Consider the following 23,058-nt stretch of genomic DNA (forward strand, 5'->3'; position numbering starts at 1 on the left):
CTAAGATTAAACACTTTCTATTATTTCCCCAACACTCTTATATGGATTATTAATACCTTCAAACAATATTTTACAGATATAATAATACATATACTCTAATTTCTCTGGTGTAACTTTTCCTGTTTTATACTCAAAATTAAAACTTAATCCATTATCATTAGCTCTATGCATTACTGTCAAATACAATGTATGAGCACAAACACCATTTGAATACCACTTAGTTTTATAATCAATATTGCTGAAATCTATAGTTTGTCCTGACTTCAGTTTTGTATCTTTCATAGTTAATGGTTGATATGTTAAACTAAATGGCTCATAAGTTTGCCCAGGTTGATTATTATAAAATTCAGTTCTATATGTTAAATAATCAACAGGATTAAAATCAGCGTGACGGAATAAATTATTTTGAGCTTCCCTTATTTTTTCTATACCATCCATAAAAGTTTCATTTTTATTAACAATAGTTCTACAAGGGAAGCAATGAATTCTTGTACCTCCACTTCTTTTTTCAGATATTGTAGCTCTTCTTGCAATTGCACTCATTATTGAAACATCATCTTGATAATTAAACTTTTGAAGGTATGTTCTAAGCCCCATAATTAGTAAACATACCATAGGAACTTTATTTTTTTCACAGAACTCTAATAATCTATGTGATGGATACTCCTCTAAATTAAATACTGTAATATTAGCATCAACATTATTACTAACATTAGTAACATTTCTTATATTATCATTGCCTCTTTTACGCCTTTCTTCTAATAATCTTTCTATTCCATTAATATCATTATAAATAGGTTCTGATTCCTCAATTAAGTTTTTAAAAAATTGTATATCTCTTTCCTTAGCTTTTGAATTTGCTTCATACTCTAAATCTTTTTCTAACTGCTTTATATATGAATACATTTCTTTTGGATACTCTACGCCTTCATATCTCTTATTACAGTAAATTTCAATTATATCTCTGAAAAATACTATTATAGATTGTGCATCCATAGTCATATGATCAACTAATAAATAAATACCTTTATAGTTATCTGGCGTAACAATCATTACTACTCTATTTAATGGTGAATCTTCTCTATCAAAAGGGGTTTCCGTCCATTCTCTCATTTTAGCTTCAGCATCTTCCATTCTCCAATTAGAGAAATCAAAAAACTCAATATCCCTTTCTTCTCGCTCTGCTACATATTGCATTACATTACCTTCTAAATCTGTAACAAGTCTAAGTCGCATAGATTCACATCTTGAATAAGCTTCATATATTGATTCTTTTAAAATTCTAAAGTCAATATCTTCTTTTATAGTTAAACTTGTACCTATATTTAAAACTTGCTTTTTAGGACAATATTTTAACGTATAAAAGTGTAATTTTTGAGCTGCTGTTAATGGATATAATTTCTTATTATTAACTTCCTTAAACATTAATTTTCACTTCCTTATCAGATAGATATCTTTTTATAAAATCATCAACTTTTCTTTCATACTGTTGTTTCTCCTTATAGTAAGATTCGGCATGACCTGCTCCCTTTACTATAAATATGGCCTTTGGCGATGCACAATTTTCATATATTCTTTCACTCATACTACAAGGAACAAATGTATCATTATCTCCATGTATTAACAATATTGGTACTTTTGCCTTCCTTACTTCTTCAGCTGCATTGCATTGATCTAAACTATATCCAGCTAACCTTTTAGTCATTCTGCTGGCTATATTAATAATAGGAAATGGTGGCATATGATACATACTTTTTAATACTTCACTAAATACTTCTGCTGGTGAGGTAAATGCACAATCTGAAATTATGCCTTTTACATTAGTAGGAAGTTCTAATCCTGATGCCATTAATACTGTAGCTCCTCCCATAGATGTTCCATGTAATAATATTTCACAGTCATCACCTAATAAAGAAATGACATATTCAATCCATCTCATAAGGTCATTTCTATCTAAGCATCCAAACCCAATATATTTACCTTCACTTTCTCCATGTGCCCTAGCATCTATCATGAGAATATTAAAATCTCTCTCTAAATAAAATCTAGATATTGCAGCATAATCACTTATCCCAGCAGTGCTTGAATATCCATGCAAACAAATAACTATCTTTTTAGAATTTTCTTTAGGAAATAATATACCATGTAATTTTAAGTTATCATCAGACTTTATATAAACATCATTATGCTCTTGATTGATAAGCCAATCCTTCTTCTTCTTAATTTCAGGAATATATTTAACCCAGTCTGTCCCTGACATCTTTTTAGTTCTTTCAACATCAGCCTTGTTCCTTATTAAAGTTCTTTTTAACAAATATGATGCTATTGTTACTTCTGCTGCTGCAAAACATAATATTCCACCAATTATTAATTTTTTACTCAATTTACACCTCTCAATTAGTGAAATTTTGGCCAAAATTTACTTATATTTTTTATTAATTTGAAACATATTTTCATCATCTAATATATCTGCTACGGCATAATCATATTGCCTTAATTTTTGAGTTGCCATTTCTAAACTATTTATTGTATCTTTAATCTTCTTTTTTATATACTCTCTATATTTGCACATTAACTCTCTTCTTTCAGCTATAGTTTCATCACCCTTTAAATACAAAGCGATATATTCCTTTATATTCGAAATTGGCATATCAATATCTCTAAGATTTATAAGCATTCTTATCCATTCTAAATCTTCTTCTGTATATCTTCTTACCCCATTTTCATCTTTTCTAACAAATGGTGTTAATCCTTCTTTGTCATAATATCTAAGAGTGTATATTGAAATATTAAGTTTTTTAGATGCATCTTTTATTAAATATTCCATTTTATCCCTCCTGTAAATTTATTATAAATGCTAGAGTACACTCTATGTCAAACATGATATTATTACATAGTTTTCCAATAAATTTATTAATTTTATATATTTCCTCGGAAATATATATATTTTTTTATTATATTATGTCATTTAAACCTTTACTTTTATTTCCAATTTTTTTTATGTTTAATATATATTTTTTGCTTTATATTATTTTTGTAAAATTAACCTCATGACTATTCAAATTAATCAACATTTTCTGGTACATATATTGAATTAGTTTATTTTTAATTTATAAAAGTAGTATAATATAGATAAAATTGCCAAAATAAATACAACTATTATTCCAAATCTAAAAGAAGGAGTGAACATAACATGCTTCAAATTCAGAAAATATATAAAAAATACGTTACTGGCGATTTAGAACAAACTGCTCTAGATGGAGTCTCTTTAAATCTAAGAGATAATGAATTCGTTGCAATCTTAGGTCCTAGTGGCTCAGGAAAAACAACATTATTAAACGTCATTGGAGGGCTCGACCGTTATGACAGCGGTGATCTAATTATCAATGGAATTTCTACTAAAAAATATAAAGATAGAGATTGGGATTCTTATAGAAATCATACTATCGGATTTGTATTTCAAAGCTATAACCTAATTCCCCATCAAACTGTTCTTTCAAATGTTGAGTTAGCTTTAACTATTTCTGGTATATCCAAGTCAGAAAGAAAAAGACGAGCAACAGAAGCTCTAGAAAAAGTAGGTCTTGGAAAACAACTTCATAAAAAACCTAATCAAATGTCTGGTGGTCAAATGCAACGTGTTGCTATTGCAAGAGCATTAGTAAATGATCCAGAAATATTATTAGCTGATGAACCAACTGGAGCACTTGATAGTGAAACTAGTATTCAAGTTATGGATTTATTAAAAGAAGTAGCTAAAGACAGATTAGTTGTTATGGTAACTCATAATCCTGAATTAGCAGAACAATATGCTAATCGTATTGTTAGAGTAAAAGATGGACATATTATAGATGATTCTAATCCTTATGAAGTAGATACCAAAAATATGGCTCCACCTAAACATGAAAATATGGGTAAAGCTTCAATGTCATTACTAACTTCATTATCTCTAAGCTTTAACAATTTAAAAACAAAGAAGGGAAGAACTCTTTTAACTTCATTTGCAGGATCAATAGGTATTATTGGAATTGCCTTAATTTTGTCCCTTAGTAATGGAGTTAATACTTATATTGATAATATTCAAAAAGAGACTATGACATCATATCCAATATCTATTGAGGCTGAAACAATTGACCTTAGTAGTATAATGTCTTCAGGTGGACCTACAGCTGGACAAACTAACGATGCTAATCACGATTTAGATGCAATTTATTCAAATGGATCAGGCCTTGAAATGGCATCTACTATGACAAGTAGTTTTACTGAAAATAATTTAACTGCATTTAAAAAATATTTAGATAATCCTGATAGTGAAATAAATAAATATGTAGGTGAAAATGGTATAATATACTCTTATAATACAAAATTTGGTGTTTATACAAAAGATCCAGATGGGACTTTTGTAAATACAGATGGAAGCACACTAACAGATAAAAATAGTTCTATAAGTACAATGATGGGAATGTCTAATATGTCTCCAATGTCAAACATGTCTGGACTTCCTGGAATGACATCAAGTTCAAGCAACTTTAGTGAATTACTTCCTGGTAAAGATGGTGAATCAGTAAGTGAAGCCGTTAAGGAAAGCTATGACTTGCTATATGGTAGTTGGCCTACTGATTATGATGAAGTTATACTTGCATTAGATGCTAACAATGAAATTTCTAGTACTACACTTTATCAATTAGGTATTTTGCCAAGCTCTGAATATAAGGAGTTAATTAATAAAATAGAAAACGGTGAAGAAATTAAACTAGAAAGTAAAAGCTGGAATTATGAAGATATATGTAATAAAGAATTCTATATGATTCCTGAATGCAATACTTATATAGCAAATGGCGATGGTACATTTAAATCTATAAAAGAAGATACAGCTGAAATGGAAAAATTAATGAATAACGCTATAAAATTAAAAATAACAGGTGTTGTTCGTCCACAAGAAAATGCTAAAAATGCCTCAATTTCTACTGCACTAGGATATACAAGAGCACTTACTAATTATATTATCCAATATACAGATGATAGTGAAGTTGTTAAAGCTCAAAAAGAAAATCCAACTATTAATGTATTAAATGGTATGGAATTTTCTCCATCTACTGATGATGAAAAAATAGCAGATGCAAAGAAATATTTAGGAAGTCTTGGAGTTTCTGATAAAGCAAGTCTCTTTAAGACAATGATGTACTCTATGCAAACTACAAATGACGGAATGTCAAATATGGACAATCCATCAATGCAAGCTGGAACACCAGATATATCAACTATGAGTGAAGAACAACTTGCTGCTATGTTAGATGAATATCTAAAATCACCAGATAATGATACATTACTTAAAATTTATGATGCATATATTTCTACAGGAACTTATGATGATAATATGACTACTTTTGGTGTAGTAAGCTTAGATGCCCCTTCTTCTATTAACATATATACAGATAGCTTCGAAAACAAAGAATCTATTTCTGATTGTATTGAAGATTATAATTCAACTGCAAGTGAAGAAGATCAAATTAGCTATACAGATTATATTGGAATACTATTATCTTCTGTTACTACAATAATTAATGTTATATCATATGTACTAATTGCATTTGTAGCAGTTTCCCTTGTTGTTTCTTCTATTATGATTGGAATTATTACATTCATATCTGTAATGGAGCGTACTAAAGAAATTGGTATTTTACGTGCTATTGGTGCATCAAAACATAATATATCTCAAGTATTTAATGCTGAAACATTTATTATTGGACTTTGCTCTGGATTATTAGGGGTTGGAATTTCATTGTTATTATTAATTCCTATAAATTCTATTATTCATTCATTATTAGGTATGGATACTGTTAATGCTTCATTACCTATATCTAGTGCAATAATATTAATTATACTTAGCATGATTCTTACTATTATTGGTGGATTTATACCATCAAAGAAGGCTGCTAAAAAAGATCCTGTTACAGCACTTAGAACAGAATAATTTTTAAAATATAATTTCAAATATCATTAATAAAATAAGCGATATCAAAGTATCATTCGATATCGCTTATTTTCATTTTATATTATTTATTATCAGTTTTCTTTTGAAAATCTTCATTATCAATTATAAAACGCTCATGTATTCCTTCACCAATTTTTCCACGTTCATCGAATGCTTCAACTTTGAATACAAGTCTTCTTCTATCTACTTCAATTAACTCACTTTTTGCAGTTACTTCCATCCCTATAGGTGTACTAGATAAATGTTTTACATTCATAACTGTTCCAACGCTACCTTTTCCATCTTCTAATTCACTTTGAACACTTTTATAAGCAGCTTCTTCCATAAGTGCAACCATAGAAGGTGTTGCATATACATTTAACTCTCCACTTCTTAAAGTCTTTGCAATATTATTTTCATTTACAGTATCCTTAGCTTCACCACTTATTCCTATATTAATCATTTTATTTCCTCCTACTGCTGTAAAATAACTTAACTGTTAAACTTAAGTAACATCATATATACTCTCTATTATATCATTACTTAAAATATGTAAATATAATAAATATCCTCTATATTAAGTCTTATTTTAAAAGTTTTTGTATTCATTTGTTTTAACTAATTTCATGATTTTTTTCCATATTAAGAAGTTTTTCTTTTACATCTAATCCTCCTGCATAGCCAACTAATTTTCCATTAACTCCAATTACCCTATGGCAAGGAATTATAATCATAATGGGATTTTTATTATTGGCCATTCCAACTGCTCTTGATGCTTTTTCATTCCCAATTAATTTTGCAATTTCTCCATAACTTCTTGTTTCTCCATATGGAATTTCCCTCAAAACATTCCACACCATTTTTTGAAATTCAGTTCCTTCTGGTTCTAATGGTAAATCAAAAGAATTACGTTTTCCTTCTAAATACTCTTTAATTTCTTTAATAGCCTTTTTCATTAATGCTGTTTCTTCTTTTATTTCTACTTCTTTTTCTAAATCCTTATTTACAAAATATAATCTAGTGATTGCCACACCATTTTCCTCTATAGCAATTTCTCCGATCTTCGTATTATAATAGAATGTATTTTTCATCTTTTCTCCTTAAATATTAATAAAAAATTTTATTATGTTACTTCTATTTTACAAGAAAATCCTCAGTAATATTACTTTGTAATTTTATTAATAAAATATTTAAGGAACCACAAGATTAACTTGCAGTTCCTATTAATTTATTATTTTTTTATTAATCTAACAACCCTCTCAAGCAGTAGGCTGCCTCCAATCATCTCTCGTTTCACTCGGATTCTTGGGCATCCCTTGCATGGATGGAAGTAAGGACTTACTACATTCATTTCAAAGGAACACCTTTCTCCGTTACACTCCGAAATGCGAGCTAAAATTCTAAGCTCGCTCTGCGTTTCCCTTGAGTTTACTAAGAATTTTATGCCTTCGTAAGCCTAACAACTGTCTCAGCATGTGGAGTATTTGGGAACATATCCTTAACCGTGCTCTTATCAACTTTATAGCCATGAGCCAATAACACATCTAAGTTTTCAACCATTGTCTTAGGATTACATGAAACATAGATTATTTCAGGTGCATTAAATCTAATTACATAATCTAAAGCCTTTGGAGAAACACCACTTCTTGGTGGATCTAAGATGATTATATCTGGTTTATCCTTAACTTTCTTAATAGTTTCAGCAACATCTCCAGCTATAAACTCACAGTTATTTAATCCGTTAAGCTTAGCATTTTCTTTTGCTGCTTCAACAGCTTCTTCAATAAGTTCAAGTCCAACAACCTTCTTGGCATTAGGTGCAGCTATTTGACCAATTGTACCAGTTCCACAATAAAGGTCAAATACAACTTTATTTTCACCATCTCCCATAAAATCTCTAACTAAGCTATAAAGAGATTCTGCGCCCTTAGAGTTAGTTTGGAAGAATGAAAATGGTGATATTTTAAATTTAAGTCCAAGTAAAGTTTCAACTATGTAATCTCTACCAAATAATACATTTACCTTTTCAGGTACAACTGCATCAGATAAAGAATTATTTTCAGTATGTAGTATAGATACTAATTCGCCCTTATAATTTTGAGCTTTAAGTAATTCAGTATATTCTGTTAAATCAAAATCAATTTGAGTTGTAGTTACTAAGTTAACCATAAGCTCACCAGTATTAGTAGCTTTTCTAATAACTAAATGTCTTAAATAACCTTCTCTTCTCATTACTCTATAATATGGTAATCCAGTTTTTCTAAAGTAATCTACAGTTGTCTTAAGAACAGTTCTAAAATCTTCATCAACTATCATACAGCTATCAACAGTTAATACACCAAAAGACTTTCCTTTCATGTGCATTCCTAAAGTAAGTTCTCCACCTTTTTCTAAATCTCCAAAAGTGAACTCCATTTTATTTCTATATTCCCAGCAATTTTCACTGCCTTTTACTCCAAGGTACATTCCCATAGGTAAGTCCTTTTCTTCAAAAAGATCACAAATTTCATCACTTAATAATTCTAATTGCTTTTCATAAGTTAAATTTTGAGAGCTACATCCTCCACATACTCCAAAATGAGGACATGGTGCTTCTATTTCATATCCAGCTTTTTCAATAACCTCTACAAGCTTAGCTTCTGCATATCCTTCTCTATTTTTCTTAACTGTAGCTTTTACTGTTTGCCCAGGGAAAGCACCCTTTACATAAATCTTCTTTCCCTCACACTCCGAAACCCCTGTTGACGGAAATTTTATACTGTTTATTTTTAATGTTAATTGACTTCCTCTTTTCATCTTACGCTCCAATCTAAAAAATTAATTATTTATTATATTTAAAAAATCATAACTTTTAACTTCTAACTATTAGTATTATACATTAAAACAAAAATAAAAACACCTCTATAAATTATTATAAAGGTGTCTTATAAAGTTATCTAAAGATGAATTTTTTTCCTAAAGTCTTTCCATGTAAAAGTTCTTGTAAAATTGGATAGTATAGTATATTACTTATTACATAAATAATCATAAATACTTCTTCTCTTAAAGCTACTCTATATCCAAAAACTCTTAAAACTAAATCAAATATTCCAAATACTATTAATGCTAAACCTATAGCAAATATTTGATCTAATATTCCACTTAAAATAACTTTTGTATAGTGAAGAAATTTACCATCAGCCTTTATTTCTTCATCCCTTATAAATTCTCTAGCTTCTGCTGCCTTCTCCTCAGCTAAATATACTTCTGCCTCCTCTAAAACATCTGGTGATATGAAATAATCATCATTGTTTTCAGATGGATTAGCTTCGTTTCCTAGCTTTTCTTCATTGTTATCTACCATTTCTACCTCCATAGAATTTATATTTATATAATTAAAGCTTATTATTTACTTAAAGTTATATACTCTACTTTCTAATTTATAAAGTAAAAAGTCTTCTGTAATTGTTATTGTCTCTTTTAAACCATCAACATTATTTGTTATAGTTTCTATACCCTCACCTGTACCATTTTTAATTGCATCATATATTTGTTTATCTAATTCAGTATAATCTCTTTCATAATCACCAGTAAATGCTTGTGAAAAAGCTGATAATGATAAGTTTTCAAATTCAAATTTTCCTGCTTCTAATATAGTCTTTTTATCTAATTTATATCCTAATTTCATTTCTAATTTTCCATTAGCTAAATCTGAACCATATTGTTTAAAACCGAAATATAAACTTTCTAATCTTTCAGCGTCTGGAATATCAAAATATACATAAGTATCATTAACTGATTCGCCATTCTCTTCTTTTATTTCTTCTTCTGTAATATCATAATCTAATGAATATCCTTTAGCTGTTGATTCTACACTTGCTAATGACTTTTCATATAACTCTTTAACTTCTTCTCTAGTATAATCTTCTGACCATTTTCCTGGAAGTATATCTACATTTTCAACTGCTGTCTTTTGATTATTCTCTGTTGTCTTTCCCTCATCGTTGTTACTTGAGCACCCTACTGCACTAATAGCTAACATTGCAACTAATGCTAAAGATATTGCCTTCTTCTTCATGTTCTTACCCCCTACACTATTATTTAACTTAATAATATGTTTTCCTAAATCTTATTAATTATAACATTAATCTCCTCTATTTTAAAAGCATTTGGTAACATATTTATGTAAAATTCACATTATAAGCTACAACTTAATACTATCCTTTATTTTTTCAAAGGTCTTTTCTCCTATTCCATCAACATTCTTTAATTCCTCAATAGATTTGAATCCATTATTTTTTTCTCTATATGAAATTATAGAATTAGCTTTTACTTCTCCTATTCCAGGAATTTCTTTTAACTTACTTAAATCAGAGTCATTTATACTGATCTTTCCATCATCACTTTCTTCATTTATTTCTTTATCTTCCGTTGCATATTCCTCTTCTATATTAAGATCATTTATATTTCTAATTATTATTAATTCGTGATTTTTTATTTCTTTAGCTCTATTTATATTTGAAATATCTGCCTCTTGTGTTAACCCTCCTGCTGCTTCAATTAAATCTTTAATTATACTTCCTTCATTTAAAGTATAAACATCTGGATTCATTACTTCCCCTTTAATTTCAACTACTATTGTATTATTAGAAACTGTTTCTAAATTAGTATCCGCTACCTTATTTTCAATAGTCAGATTATTATTTTCTTCCCGAAAATTTTGTAAATAATCTGTATTCATATTTTCTTCCTCAGTACTAATACTATCTTCATCTATAAAAATATTTTGCATATATTCATCTTTAAAAACATTATTTCTATTCTTTCCATATGTTAATAATGATACACTTACTGCTATAAATAAGAATATCATTATTCCTATTACTTTTTTATTTTTTAATTTTTTCATTATATTACCTCCTTATATACTTAATTATAATTATTAACATAAATTCCACATCTAAACTTTTATAATCAATTTATCTATAGAATTCTTCTTATTTTTTTGCTAAACTTATAACGTACAAAATATAACTTAAGGGAGAAATTTATGAAAAATTTATTATGCAAAACCTTTGCTTTAGTGTTTTTACTTACAAGCATACTAACTAATTTAACAACAATAAGCTCTTTTGCACTGCCTAATTTATATTCTGAAGGTGTTTACCTTATGGATGCAACTACAGGAAAAGTACTTTACGAAAAAAATTCCAACGTCCAATATATGCCTGCTTCAACTACTAAAGTAATGACAGCAATACTTGCATTAGAAAATTGCAAATTAGATGAAAAAGTAACTATAGGAGAAAATCCACCATTAGCAGATGGGTCTGCAATTGGACTTGCTCAAGGCGAAGTTTATACAATGGAAGAATTACTTTTAGGATTACTTCTTGAATCTGGAAACGATTGTGCTGAAGCTATTGCTGAACATATATCTGGTTCAAATGAAGAATTTGCAAAATTAATGAATAAAAAAGCTATAGAACTTGGTGCAACTAATACTAATTTTAAAAATCCAAGTGGATTAACTGAAGAAGGTCACTTAACTACAGCTCATGACTTAGCTTTAATAATGGCATATGCATCTCAAAATGAAGATTTTGTTAGAATAGCTAGAACTCCATCTTATTTTTATGAAACTCATCCATTTTCAGATGGCAGTGAAAAGTGGGCAACTAATAAAAATCCTCTACTTAAAGAAAATTCAAACTACAAATATCAATATGCTTATTGTGGTAAAACTGGCTATACTGTAGCTGCAAATCATTCATATACAGCTGTAGCTAAAAAAGATAATCAAACTATAGTTGGTGCATTCTTAAATGCAACTGATAAAGATGGCTTATATACAAGTGTAGGTCAATTATTTGATTGGGGATTTGAAAACTTTAAAACAGAAAAGGTTATTTCTAAAGGTGATAAATTAGATGATTATTCTCTAGATAATTCTACATCTATCCCTTTATTATCAACTGAAGACTTTTATTATACTTTTAATCTAAGTGAAGGTGAAAATATAACTAATCCTAACATATCTGTGGAATATGATAATAAAGATTTGACAACTACCTCAATTAAAGAAGGCGATATTTTATTTGATGCTTCTCTTTTAATTAATGGTAATAAAGTCTCTGATATTAAATTAGCTAGTGGTGTAGATAGAGAATATACAACTGAAGTTATGGTAAAGAACACCATAAAAAAAATTACTTCAAGTAAATATTTTATTTTAGGAATAATTGCTATTGTTATTATAATTATATTATTTTTAATACTAATATCAGTAATACGTAATAAAAGACGTAGAAAAAAATTTTTAGCAAGACGTTCTTATATAAGAAATAAACATAATTTTTAATTAAGAATTATGAGTTAGAAATAATCTACTTTTAGTAAGGTTATCTCTAACTCTTTTATTTTAACCTCTTAACTTTTCTAGTAGTTCTTTTATGTCATTTGGTAATTCAGCTCTTAATTCAAGTGGTTTTTTAGTTCTTGGTGATTTAAAATTCAAACCGTATGCATGAAGTGCTTGCCTTGGCATAATTTCAGAATCTGATTCATCTCCATATAAAGTATCTCCATAAATCGGATGACCTAATGAAGATAAATGTACTCTAATTTGATGTGTTCTACCTGTTTCTAGTAAACATTCCACTAAATCTGCATCTTTTAATCTTTCAATAACTTTATAGTGAGTAATACTTCTTTGTCCTCTTTCATCTACAACTCTTTTCATATTTCCTTCAAGTTCTGGTCTATATATTGGTTTATCTATTGTTCCTTCCATTTGTTCCATATGACCATGAACTAAAGCTAGATATCTTTTGTCTATTTCATTTTGTTGCATATTATTAGACAATTCCATATGAGCATACTGATTTTTAGCTATTATTATCAAGCCTGACGTATCCATATCAAGCCTACTAACTAATCTTACTATACAATCTTGATTAGTTTCTTTAAAATAATACAATAGTGCATTTGCTAATGTCCCTGATTGATACCTTTTAGTTGGGTGAACCACCATATTAGGTCCCTTGTTTACAACTATAATTTCACTATCTTCATAAACTATATCTATATCTATTTTTTCTGGCTCAATATTTTGACTTTCTTTTTTATTTAAATTAATTACTATATTATCATTTTCTTTTAAAATATAATTCATTCTTACAGGAGTATTATTTACTGATATTCTTTTATCCATAGCAGCTCCTCTTATAAGTCTTGATGATAATCCCATCTCTTCTTTTAGGTATTCTCTTATCTTTCTTCCTTCAAAGCTTTTTTCTACGCTTTTTTCTAAAGTACTCATACTTTTATCCTCCCTTAAATAATTAAGAGTTAAGAATTAAGAATTAAGAATTGCTGCTTAAACTGCTAATTACAATTTGTAACATATTATTTTTAAAGTCCATATAGACCTTAAATAAAACTCTTAACTCTACATTCTTAACTCTAAACTAAAAATGTATTTTATTCAAACTCTAAATAATCTTCACCAATTATTATTATTGCATCATAATCTTCATATTCTGAGTCTTTATTCTTTGAAAGATTTTTAATTCCTGTATCATCACTTAATAATTTTTTTAAGTCCTTATTATTTGATAATATACTTGATTTCTTACTTTTATCAAAATTTCCAGTACTTATATTAGCATATCCTAATTTCTCTAGTTCTGTTTTTAAATTTCCTGCTAAACCATTTACTCTAGTTGCATTTAAAACCATAATAGAAGAGTTCTTTTTTGCCTCACTATTATCTGCCTCACTAGTAATCTTTAATGATTCTATTAAGCTTTGATTATATGAAGGATCTGCAACTAAAAAATCTTGTCCATATATTTTTTCGTTATATCCTTGTAATGTATTCATAGATATTCCTGAATTGCTTATCATCTTCAATCCATACTTTATCATATCTGTACCTGACATATTAGTTACTACATTTTCTTTTATAGACTTTAAAATATCTGGAACCTGAGTAATTATCATAGGATTAGTACATTTCTCAATTACTGCAGATATAAACTTTTGTTGATTTTTAATTCTTCCTAAGTCTCCATCTGCAAGACCTGTACCATCATTATTCTTTCTCCATCTAAAGAACTCTTCTGCTTTTTGTCCATCCAATAATACTGTTTCGCCTTTATTAAAATGTATATGTAAATCTTGAGCATCATCATCATAATACATATCTCTATCTATATACATTTCTACTCCACCAACAGCATCAATTAAATTTCTAAATGCAGCATAATCAATCTCTACAAGATAATTAACTGTTATATCTAATAGGCTCTCAACTTGTTCTATAACTTCTTGCTCTCCACCTAAAACATAAGCAGCATTTATCTTCCAGTACGGAATATAATTTCCGTTACCATCATGTGCATTTTCAACCTCAATTAAAGTATCTCTTGGAATTGAAACTACTTTTATATTATCAGTACGCGGATTATAATTTAACAACATCATAGTATCAGTTCTTCTAGCAGAAGTATTTGAAGCATTCTCTGCATCTCCTATATCCATACCTAATAATAATATATTTACAGTTTCATTTGCTTTTGGCTTAACTCCAGCTATTACATCACTATTATTCAGAGATGTAATAAAAGAAAATAAATATATTCCACATAGTGATATTAATATTACTATTGTTAAAAATGCAGCCGTAATGGCTCTTTTTATAACTGTAGATTTTTTCTCTTTTCTTCTTAATCTCTTTTTTATCTCTAATTTTTCTCTAGGGCTTAACTCCCTATTATTCTTTTTATTAGAGACTCTTCTACTATTATTTCCTCTGTTATACTTTTCACCTGACATTGTCCCGTCCCTCACCTTATATATACTAAAAAAATTAATAATTATTAAAATCTATTTAGTCTTAGTATTATATACTAAATAATTTCTTGCTTTAACAGAGTTTATATCTACTGCACAACCTTGAGTTAATAAATATATAGTTGTATGAGTTAATGCCTTTAGCATAGCTAAGTCTAAATCCTTATAAGCTACTTCTCTAATTTCATCTACACCATCAAATCTTCTAGAAGGCTCTATTAAGTCCGCTAGGTATATTATCTTTTCAAGATTAGTCATATTTTCTTTACCTGTAGTATGCCATCTCATAGCATTTAAAATTTCTTCATCTTCTATTCCAAAAACTTTTCTAGCTATTACAGGTGCAATTATAGAATGCCATAATTCTTGTGTATTTTCTTCATCAATTGATAAAATAATATTCTCATCATCTATTACTTTTCTCAATTCTTCATTGCTCATATTTTTTGCAACATCATGACAAAGTGCTGCTATTTCAGCTTTATTTTTATCTTCTCCATAAATTTCGGCAAGCTTAATAGCAGTATTAACAACACCTAAAGTATGCCCATACCTAGATGGTTTTAAATTATTCTTTAAATAATCCTTTATTTCCTCTAATCCCCACATTTTAATCTCCCCTATATAAATTATTATCTTTTATATATTCCAATACTTCCTTAGGCATAAAGAAATCTACTCTTTTTCCATCTATCATTCTCTCTCTAATCATAGATGAAGAAATATCCAAATTAATTACATCTAATAAAACTATATTAGATTTATATTTATCTTGTAATTTTTTCTTTTGCTCTTCAAGAGTTTCTTTTGTGTATTCTCCTCTATTAAAAGCTACAAATGTACAATTACTTAATACTAATTCCGGATTTTTCCACTTTTCTATATCCATTAAAGAATCAGCTCCAGCAATGAAGAAAACTTCAACATCTTCTTCATTGCCTTTTAAATATTTTAAGGTTTCATAAGTGTAACTATATCCCTGCTTTTGTATTTCATAATCACTAATTTCAAAGCCTGAATAATTTTTTATAGCCATTTTAACCATATCATATCTATAATTAGAATCTATTACTGGACTTTCTTTTTTATGTGGTGGATTTCCTGCAACCATAAATATAACTTTATCTAAATTTAAAGTTTCTTTAGCTTCATATGCAATATATAAATGTGCTAAATGTATGGGGTTAAATGTTCCACCCATCATACCATATCGTTTCATAATTATTTATTTTTTCCTTGAGGTAATTCTATTTTAGGTTTCTTTTCAGATTTCTTGTATAATACAATTTTACTTCCTATAGCCTGAACTCCTTCACATCCTATAAGCTTACATATTTCATCTGAAACCTCTCTAGCTGCTAATCCGCTATTTTCTAAAACTTTTATTTTTATAAGTTCTCTAGCTTCTAGAGCTTCTTCTAATTGTCTTAAAAATGTTTCTTCAACACCATTTTTACCTATTTGGAATATTGGTGTCATTGTATTTGCAAGCCCTCTTAAATAAGCTCTTTGTTTTCCTGTTATCATGTACCTTACTCCTCCTATAATATGTACTCGAACTCGAAGTCATTTAATCTAACCATGTCTCCGTCTTGTACACCCATCTCTCTAATTTGTTGTAATACTCCCTTGTTATTAAGTACCTTGTGGAAGTATCTTAATGAATCTGCATCATGGATGTTTACAGATGCAAGTAATCTATCAACAAATGATCCTGTAACAACATATGTGTTATATTCTTCGCCTTCTTCAACGTTAATTTCATACGTAAATCTCTTTTCTTCTTCAACGTATCTTTCTTCTTCTGGTATTTCTAATTCCATTACTGGAATTTCTGTTAACATCTTACCTGCTTCTTTAATAACCTCATCAACACCAGCTTTAGTTGCTGCTGACATCTTAAATACTTTATCGAATCCTAATTCGTTAACTTTCTTCTTAAAATCTTCAAATACTTCTTCATCATAAAGCATATCTGCTTTGTTAGCTACAACGATTTGTGGTCTATCCCAAAGCTTTACAGAGTATTTTTTAAGCTCTTCGTTTATCTTAACAAAATCTTCGAAAGCATCTCTTCCTTCAACTCCTGATATATCAACAACATGTATTAATAATCTAGTTCTTTCTATATGTCTTAAGAAATCAAGACCTAATCCTACACCTTCTGCTGCCCCTTCAATTATTCCTGGAATATCAGCCATAACAAATGAATTAATTCCTTCTGCTTTAACAACTCCTAAATTTGGTTTTAAAGTTGTAAAGTGATAGTTTGCTATTTTAGGTTTAGCTGCTGTAACTGTTGATAATAAAGTTGACTTTCCTACATTAGGGAATCCAACTAATCCAACGTCTGCAAGTAATTTTAATTCAAGCATTAAAGTTCTTTCTTCTGCTGGCATACCTGGTTCTGCAAAATGTGGCGCCTGTCTTGTTGGCGTACAGAACTTACAATTTCCTTTACCACCTTTACCACCTCTAGCAATAACATATGTGTCATCCTTATGAGAAAGGTCAGCAATAACTTTATTACTTTCAAAATCTCTAATAATAGTTCCCATTGGAACTCTTATGTATAAATCTTCTCCATCTTTACCATAACATTTAGAACCTGAACCATTTCCTCCAGATTCAGCTATAAATTTTTTCTTATATTTGAAGTCTAAAAGTGTTGTTAATCCAGTATCTACTGTAAATATAACACTACCACCTTTTCCTCCATCTCCACCATCTGGACCTCCTAGTGGAACGTACTTTTCTCTTCTAAATGTAACAGCACCATTTCCACCGGCACCTGATCTAACTAATATCTTGGCTCTATCTATAAACATAGTTACTATCCTCCTTGTAACTTCTTAATGTTAAACGTAACAATTCATCTTTATTATTCCATAACATATATATTTTATAATAGTATATATAAAAAAGATATTTATTACAAGAATAAAAGCACCCTTACGGGTGCTTTTACCTATATAAAATATAATTATTCAGCTATTTCTTCAACGCTTACTGGGTAAACAGAAACTCTTTTCTTGTCTCTTCCCATTCTTTCGAATTTTACGATTCCGTCTTCCTTAGCAAATAAAGTGTCATCTCCACCCTTACCAACGTTTAGACCTGGGTGAATCTTAGTTCCTCTTTGTCTGTAAAGGATGTTTCCAGCTAAAACGAATTCTCCGTCTGCAGCCTTAGCACCTAATCTCTTAGATTCAGAATCTCTACCATTCTTTGAACTACCTACCCCTTTCTTGTGGGCAAATAATTGAAGGTTCATCATTAACATACTCATTACACCTCCTCGAATTTTATTTTTATATATTTATTCCGTCTATTTTTACCAAAACTAGCTTCAAGGGACATCATTAAACTTTCTAAACTTTTTTCAAAGGTTAAAAGCAATACTTGCCCTCTCTCAATATCTTCTTTTTTAAGATTAGTTAAATCTAAGGATAAAAATCCATCATTTATTTCATACCTTATTGGGAGTTTTAAAACTTCCTGCATGCCTATTACAGCACTTTGAGACAACACTGAAACACTATTACAGATCATATCATATGCATCACCTGTAGTACTTTCAATTTCCTCTCTTGATAAAGCATGACCTTCTATCTTAAATCCGACAGATATATGTTTTTGCTTAAATATAATAACCTTAATCATAACTTAAAATTAAGCTTCGATCTTTTCGATTACTAATTTAGTGTAAGGTTGTCTGTGACCAGTCTTCTTTCTGTAGTCCTTCTTTGGCTTATACTTGAAAACTGTGATTTTCTTAGCTTTTCCTTGAGCTGCTACCTTAGCAACAACTTTAGCTCCAGCAACTACTGGTGCACCAACTGTTAAAGTTTCTCCGTTAGAAACAGCTAAAACCTCTGTTAATTCTACTGTTGATTCAACTTCAGCGTTTAATTTTTCAACGTATATTACGTCTCCTTCTTGAACTCTGTATTGTTTTCCTCCAGTTAATACTACTGCGTACATTAAAACACCTCCTCTTAAACGGTCTCGCCAATGTAGGTACAAAGATTTAACTTTGTTTTTATTAAAACCCGTTATGTGCGGTTTACATATGACATTTTATCATATAAAAATACATTTTGTAAAGAAATTTATTATACTTTTTCAATTGTTTTTATCTTGTACTTTTGGTAATTCTCTTTTTGATTAGAGAATATAAGAGGTTCAACCTTATACCCCTCTATATCATCAACAAAATTCAAATAAATTTCTTTATCTAATCCATCAATATTTTTCAAAAATTTAAATAAATCTCCCTTTATATCCTCTTCATAATTTTTATCTATTTCAACATAAAAATCATTTATAGAGTTCTCATTTGAACATTTTATAATTTCATTTCTAATAAGAGTCTCTATATAAGATATCCTTAAAAGGAATCCATTACTTTTACACTTTCTACAAGGCTCTTCTAAATATTCATAAATAGATTTACCTCTTCTCTTTCTACTTATTTGGATTAAATCAAGCTCTGTAAAAGGAAAAATTTTAACATTTCCCTTATCCGCTTCTAAAGCCTTTTTAAGTTCTTTAAATACTGGTATTTTTTGTTTTTCATCTCTAATATCAATGAAATCAACAACTATTATTCCACTTAAATTCCTTAATCTAATTTGTCTTCCAACTTCTCTTGCAGCTTCTAAGTTAGTTTGCATTATAGTTTTATTAAAATCTCTGCCTTTTGTGTTTTTTCCACTATTAACATCTATTACATACATAGCCTCTGTTTTGTCTATTACAATATATCCACCACAAGGTATATTAACCTTTTTATGTCTTAATTTAATTATTTCTTTTTCTATACCACTATAATCAAATAAAGTTCTTGTACCTTCATATAGTTTAAACTCAACATTACTCTGATTATTAATTAGATTCTTTATCATTTCTAGAAATTCTAAATTGTCTACAACAATTTTAGTTTTTCTATTATCAAGTTCCTCAAAAAATCTTGTAATTAAACTGTTTGATTTAATCTTCCCTATATTCTTAGAGTATTTAAGCTTTCTTTCCATTTCATCTTTTTTATTTAAAAGATAATTTAGCTCTTCATTTAACTCTTCATCCGTTGCATTTTCAGCATCTGTTCTAAACACAATACCAATGCCTCTAATTGGATTTATAAGAGTAGTTAATCTTCTCTTTTGCTCTACATCAGAAATTCGTTTTGATAAAGTTATTCCCTCATCTCCTACTGTTAAAACAATAAATTTACCTAGTATGGTCACTTTATTACTAACTTTAGCACCTTTGTTACCTAAAGGCTCCTTTAAGACTTCCACTAATAACTCTTGACCTTTTTTTATCCCAACTCTTTTTAACTCTTCACTATAATACATATAAGCTTCTTTTTCTAAACCTATATCTAAAAATACAGAATTAATTCCTGGAATTATGTTCTTAACTCTAGCTTTATAAACTTCTCCAATTTGTGGATTAATGGAGTCCTCTTCTACGAGGCACTCCATTAATTGATCCTGTTCTTTTACGGCAATTCTAATTAAGTTTTCTCTTTTTTCAATGAAAATTTCTCTCATATTAAAACTACCTTAAATCCCCTTATATAAAGGAACATATTTATTATTTTTTAATATATACATTTCTTCTCTCTTTATATTTACAAAAGAGTCCATATTAACTTCTGATATTTTACCTTTTAAGTATGTTACTAAAAGGTCCGCAGAAAGATTCTCTCTACTTCCAGTTGCTATTAGAGTATTTAAAACTAATTCATTGTCTTTTACCCAATACTTAAATTCTTTAACAAAAGGCTTTATATCAGTAAGTTTTTCACCTTTTTTAGTTTTCTTAACTATTTCCCATTTACTTTCATTTAGAGTCTTCATCATTTCTTCTTCAACTTTAGAAGTTCCATTAAGTTTTACCTTAATTATATATCTAGCTCCATCTAAAAGTGCCATAGCTTGTGGTAATCTCTTAACATTTTCTACTATTTTAACAGGGATTGCATGTAAAAATTTAATTGTCGGAGGAGCACTTTCGTTTAATTTTTCTATAACTTCTCCTACTCCAAGAGATTTTGTTAAAACTAAATCTAAATATTCACCATCAGAGTAAACTCCAACTGAAAGTGGTTGTGCTATTGATAAAGACATATGAGGATTAAACCCCTTTGAATATTCAACTGGTAATCCTGATCTTTTTATTATTCTTTGAATAGTTCTCATTAAATCTAAGTGACCAATAAATTTAATATTCTCGCCTTTAGTAAATTTAATTACGTATCGCACCTTCAAAACACTTCCCTTCTTTAAAGTTTACGTTTATTCCACATCCTGTACAACCTTCTAAACAATTCTTAGTAAGCTCTGCTTTTTTAGCCTTTTCATTTTCTCTTTCAAGATACTTTCTATTAACTCCAATATCTATGAAATCCCATGGAAGTATTTCTTCATAACTTCTATCTCTATATACATAGAAATCTGGATCTAAATTACATTCAGACATAGCTTCATTCCATATATCCATATTGAAGTATTCTGACCAACCATCAAATTTAGCACCTTTTTCAAATGCTTTCATTAAAACATCACAAGTTCTTCTATCACCTCTTGCAAATACAGCTTCCATAAATGAAGTTTCTTGCTCATGATAGTTATAAACTATGCTTCTTGATTTTATAGCACCTCTAACAGCTTTGATTCTTTCATCAACTATTTCTGGTCTTGCCATTGGAGCCCATTGGAATGGAGTAAATGGCTTTGGAACTAATATAGATGTACTTACTGTAATCTTTAATCCTTTATTTCTAACATTCTTCGGAATTCCAAAATAAACATCAGCCATTTTTTCTGCTAATTCACCAATTCCTGCTGCATCCTCTGTTGTTTCATAAGGTAATCCTAATATGAAGTATAATTTAATAGTACTCCACCCTGATTCAAAAGCACTCTTAGCAGCTTCTAAAATTCTTTCCTCAGTTAACCCCTTATTTATTATGTCTCTCATTCTTTGAGAACCAGCTTCAGGAGCAAAAGTTAATCCAGTTTTTCTAACTTTTTGAATTTCTTTAATTAGATCTACTGAAAAAGCATCAACTCTTATTGATGGAAGGGCTATACCTACTTTATCTCCTTCATGCTCTAAAATTAAACTAGATATTAAATTTTGAATATTAGAGTAGTCACAAATACTTAAAGAAGCTAATGACACTTCATTATATCCAGTGGCTTTAAGCGCCTTCCTAGCTTGTTCTAATAAAGTATTTGTAGTCTTTTCTCTAACAGGTCTATAAATCATTCCTGCTTGACAGAATCTACAACCATTAGTACATCCTCTAGCTGTTTCTAATACAACTCTATCATGAACTATTTCAGTATAAGGAACTATCATTTCATCTGGGAATGCTACTGAATCAAAGTTATTAACTATTCTCTTTTTAACTTTAGCTGGAACATCTTCATATTTAGGCTTAAATTCTTTTATAGTTCCGTCATCATTGTATGTAACATCATAAAGACTTGGAACATAAATTCCACCTATCTTTGATATTTCTCTTAGGAATTCCTTTTTATTAACTTTTCCATTAGCTTTATGTCTTGCATAAACCTCTAAAACATCATTCATCATTTCTTCACCTTCACCAATTTCGAAGAAATCTACGATATCATATAAAGGCTCTGGATTATATGCACAAGGTCCTCCTGCCATAATTATTGGCTCATCTTCGCCTCTTTCACTTGATCTTATAGTTATCCCTGACATATCAAGCATATTTAATATATTTGTATAACTCATTTCATATTGAAGAGTAAATCCTAACATATCAAATTTATCTAATGAAGTTTTAGTTTCTAAAGAAAATAACTTTATATCATTTTCTCTCATTAATGCTTCCATATCTGGCCATGGTGTAAATACTCTTTCACAATATGTATCTTTTCTTTCATTTATAGTATGATATAAAATTCTTGTTCCTAAGTGAGACATCCCCACTTCATATACATCAGGAAAACAAAATGCAAATCTTATATTAACATCTTCTGGATTTTTTATAACTTGATTTAATTCTCCACCTACATATCTAGATGGCTTTTCTACTTTACATAAAATATCATCAGTTATTCTATTCATAAGCACCCTCCTCTAATTTAGTGATAAGTGACAAGTGACAAGTTCTGAGTTTAGGAAAAAATTCAGCTTAAGCTGAATTTTTAAAATTATATTTTAGAAACTCCAATTGGAGTTTCATCCTTAACTTGAAACTT

23 protein-coding genes are annotated in these 23,058 nt (G+C 29.1%); 2 read left to right on the plus strand and 21 right to left on the minus strand.

Annotated elements, in window-relative coordinates:
* Positions 1 to 6: 6 nt before the first annotated feature.
* Genes I2E98_RS01890 through I2E98_RS01900 form a run of 3 tightly spaced genes read right to left on the minus strand, consistent with a single transcriptional unit; the run spans position 7 to position 2,827 of the window.
* Positions 7 to 1,425 carry a condensation domain-containing protein gene (locus tag I2E98_RS01890; RefSeq protein WP_195467281.1) on the minus strand — a complete coding sequence of 473 codons (1,419 nt, stop codon included), beginning with the start codon at positions 1,423 to 1,425 and terminating at the stop codon, positions 7 to 9.
* On the minus strand, positions 1,418 to 2,383 hold the full coding sequence (locus I2E98_RS01895; protein WP_243250901.1) for an alpha/beta hydrolase: 966 nt from the start codon (positions 2,381 to 2,383) through the stop codon (positions 1,418 to 1,420). Before I2E98_RS01895 ends, I2E98_RS01890 begins: the two co-directional genes overlap by 8 nt.
* 36 nt (positions 2,384 to 2,419) lie before the next feature.
* Positions 2,420 to 2,827: a MerR family transcriptional regulator gene (locus I2E98_RS01900; protein ID WP_195467282.1), complete on the minus strand. Its 408-nt coding sequence runs from the start codon at positions 2,825 to 2,827 to the stop codon at positions 2,420 to 2,422.
* A 366-nt stretch (positions 2,828 to 3,193) separates the two neighbouring features.
* On the opposite strand from I2E98_RS01900, the gene I2E98_RS01905 reads away from it, so the two are divergent.
* On the plus strand, positions 3,194 to 5,974 hold the full coding sequence (locus I2E98_RS01905; RefSeq protein WP_195467283.1) for an ABC transporter ATP-binding protein/permease: 2,781 nt from the start codon (positions 3,194 to 3,196) through the stop codon (positions 5,972 to 5,974).
* A gap of 82 nt (positions 5,975 to 6,056) precedes the next feature.
* On the opposite strand, the gene I2E98_RS01910 is transcribed toward I2E98_RS01905, so the two are convergent.
* The 6 genes from I2E98_RS01910 to I2E98_RS01935 all read right to left on the minus strand — a co-directional run bounded on the left by I2E98_RS01910 (position 6,057) and on the right by I2E98_RS01935 (position 10,862).
* Positions 6,057 to 6,437, minus strand: coding sequence for a thioesterase family protein (locus tag I2E98_RS01910; RefSeq protein ID WP_195467284.1), 381 nt, complete (start codon positions 6,435 to 6,437; stop codon positions 6,057 to 6,059).
* Between the two features lie 151 nt (positions 6,438 to 6,588).
* The gene (locus I2E98_RS01915; RefSeq protein WP_195467285.1) at positions 6,589 to 7,065 is read right to left on the minus strand and encodes a methylated-DNA--[protein]-cysteine S-methyltransferase; all 477 of its coding nucleotides are present in this window, start codon (positions 7,063 to 7,065) and stop codon (positions 6,589 to 6,591) included.
* Between the two features lie 349 nt (positions 7,066 to 7,414).
* Positions 7,415 to 8,770 carry a 23S rRNA (uracil(1939)-C(5))-methyltransferase RlmD gene (gene rlmD / locus I2E98_RS01920; RefSeq protein ID WP_195467286.1) on the minus strand — a complete coding sequence of 452 codons (1,356 nt, stop codon included), beginning with the start codon at positions 8,768 to 8,770 and terminating at the stop codon, positions 7,415 to 7,417.
* Between the two features lie 136 nt (positions 8,771 to 8,906).
* On the minus strand, positions 8,907 to 9,317 hold the full coding sequence (locus I2E98_RS01925; protein ID WP_195467287.1) for a hypothetical protein: 411 nt from the start codon (positions 9,315 to 9,317) through the stop codon (positions 8,907 to 8,909).
* Between the two features lie 45 nt (positions 9,318 to 9,362).
* Positions 9,363 to 10,031: a hypothetical protein gene (locus I2E98_RS01930; RefSeq protein WP_195467288.1), complete on the minus strand. Its 669-nt coding sequence runs from the start codon at positions 10,029 to 10,031 to the stop codon at positions 9,363 to 9,365.
* Positions 10,032 to 10,157: 126 nt separating this feature from the next.
* Positions 10,158 to 10,862, minus strand: a complete 705-nt coding sequence (locus tag I2E98_RS01935; RefSeq protein WP_195467289.1) for a helix-hairpin-helix domain-containing protein — start codon at positions 10,860 to 10,862, stop codon at positions 10,158 to 10,160.
* A gap of 141 nt (positions 10,863 to 11,003) precedes the next feature.
* Here I2E98_RS01935 and I2E98_RS01940 point away from each other — a divergent pair, with 141 nt between their 5' ends.
* Positions 11,004 to 12,314: a D-alanyl-D-alanine carboxypeptidase family protein gene (locus I2E98_RS01940; protein ID WP_195467290.1), complete on the plus strand. Its 1,311-nt coding sequence runs from the start codon at positions 11,004 to 11,006 to the stop codon at positions 12,312 to 12,314.
* 60 nt (positions 12,315 to 12,374) lie between these two features.
* Here the strand turns inward: I2E98_RS01940 and I2E98_RS01945 are convergent, their stop codons facing one another.
* The 12 genes from I2E98_RS01945 to I2E98_RS02000 all read right to left on the minus strand — a co-directional run bounded on the left by I2E98_RS01945 (position 12,375) and on the right by I2E98_RS02000 (position 22,924).
* Positions 12,375 to 13,274 (minus strand): RluA family pseudouridine synthase, encoded by a 900-nt coding sequence (locus I2E98_RS01945; RefSeq protein ID WP_195467291.1) that lies wholly within the window; start codon positions 13,272 to 13,274, stop codon positions 12,375 to 12,377.
* Between the two features lie 161 nt (positions 13,275 to 13,435).
* The gene (locus I2E98_RS01950; protein WP_195467292.1) at positions 13,436 to 14,791 is read right to left on the minus strand and encodes an LCP family protein; all 1,356 of its coding nucleotides are present in this window, start codon (positions 14,789 to 14,791) and stop codon (positions 13,436 to 13,438) included.
* A gap of 51 nt (positions 14,792 to 14,842) precedes the next feature.
* Positions 14,843 to 15,418 carry a bis(5'-nucleosyl)-tetraphosphatase (symmetrical) YqeK gene (gene yqeK, locus I2E98_RS01955; protein ID WP_195467293.1) on the minus strand — a complete coding sequence of 192 codons (576 nt, stop codon included), beginning with the start codon at positions 15,416 to 15,418 and terminating at the stop codon, positions 14,843 to 14,845.
* Between the two features lies 1 nt (position 15,419).
* A complete protein-coding gene (gene nadD / locus I2E98_RS01960; RefSeq protein WP_195467294.1) occupies positions 15,420 to 16,028 on the minus strand; it encodes a nicotinate-nucleotide adenylyltransferase in 609 nt (202 codons plus the stop codon).
* Positions 16,029 to 16,030: 2 nt separating this feature from the next.
* Positions 16,031 to 16,336, minus strand: coding sequence for a ribosome assembly RNA-binding protein YhbY (yhbY, locus tag I2E98_RS01965; RefSeq protein ID WP_195467295.1), 306 nt, complete (start codon positions 16,334 to 16,336; stop codon positions 16,031 to 16,033).
* A 14-nt stretch (positions 16,337 to 16,350) separates the two neighbouring features.
* Entirely contained in the window at positions 16,351 to 17,637 is a 1,287-nt protein-coding gene (obgE, locus tag I2E98_RS01970) for a GTPase ObgE (RefSeq protein ID WP_195467296.1), read from the minus strand.
* Positions 17,638 to 17,792: 155 nt separating this feature from the next.
* A complete protein-coding gene (rpmA, locus tag I2E98_RS01975; protein WP_195467388.1) occupies positions 17,793 to 18,092 on the minus strand; it encodes a 50S ribosomal protein L27 in 300 nt (99 codons plus the stop codon).
* Positions 18,093 to 18,097: 5 nt separating this feature from the next.
* Complete coding sequence (locus I2E98_RS01980) at positions 18,098 to 18,472, minus strand: ribosomal-processing cysteine protease Prp (RefSeq protein ID WP_195467297.1); 375 nt, start codon at positions 18,470 to 18,472, stop codon at positions 18,098 to 18,100.
* Between the two features lie 9 nt (positions 18,473 to 18,481).
* A complete protein-coding gene (gene rplU, locus I2E98_RS01985; protein ID WP_133014022.1) occupies positions 18,482 to 18,793 on the minus strand; it encodes a 50S ribosomal protein L21 in 312 nt (103 codons plus the stop codon).
* Positions 18,794 to 18,924: 131 nt separating this feature from the next.
* On the minus strand, positions 18,925 to 20,367 hold the full coding sequence (locus I2E98_RS01990) for a ribonuclease E/G (protein ID WP_195467298.1): 1,443 nt from the start codon (positions 20,365 to 20,367) through the stop codon (positions 18,925 to 18,927).
* 12 nt (positions 20,368 to 20,379) lie between these two features.
* Positions 20,380 to 21,081: a TIGR03936 family radical SAM-associated protein gene (locus tag I2E98_RS01995; protein WP_195467389.1), complete on the minus strand. Its 702-nt coding sequence runs from the start codon at positions 21,079 to 21,081 to the stop codon at positions 20,380 to 20,382.
* On the minus strand, positions 21,065 to 22,924 hold the full coding sequence (locus tag I2E98_RS02000) for a TIGR03960 family B12-binding radical SAM protein (protein WP_195467299.1): 1,860 nt from the start codon (positions 22,922 to 22,924) through the stop codon (positions 21,065 to 21,067). The genes I2E98_RS01995 and I2E98_RS02000 overlap by 17 nt, the downstream gene beginning before the upstream one ends.
* Positions 22,925 to 23,058: the final 134 nt, after the last annotated feature.

It is taken from the genome of Clostridium sp. D43t1_170807_H7 (assembly GCF_015555905.1).
In the GTDB taxonomy this organism is placed as follows: Bacteria; Bacillota; Clostridia; order Clostridiales; family Clostridiaceae; genus Clostridium.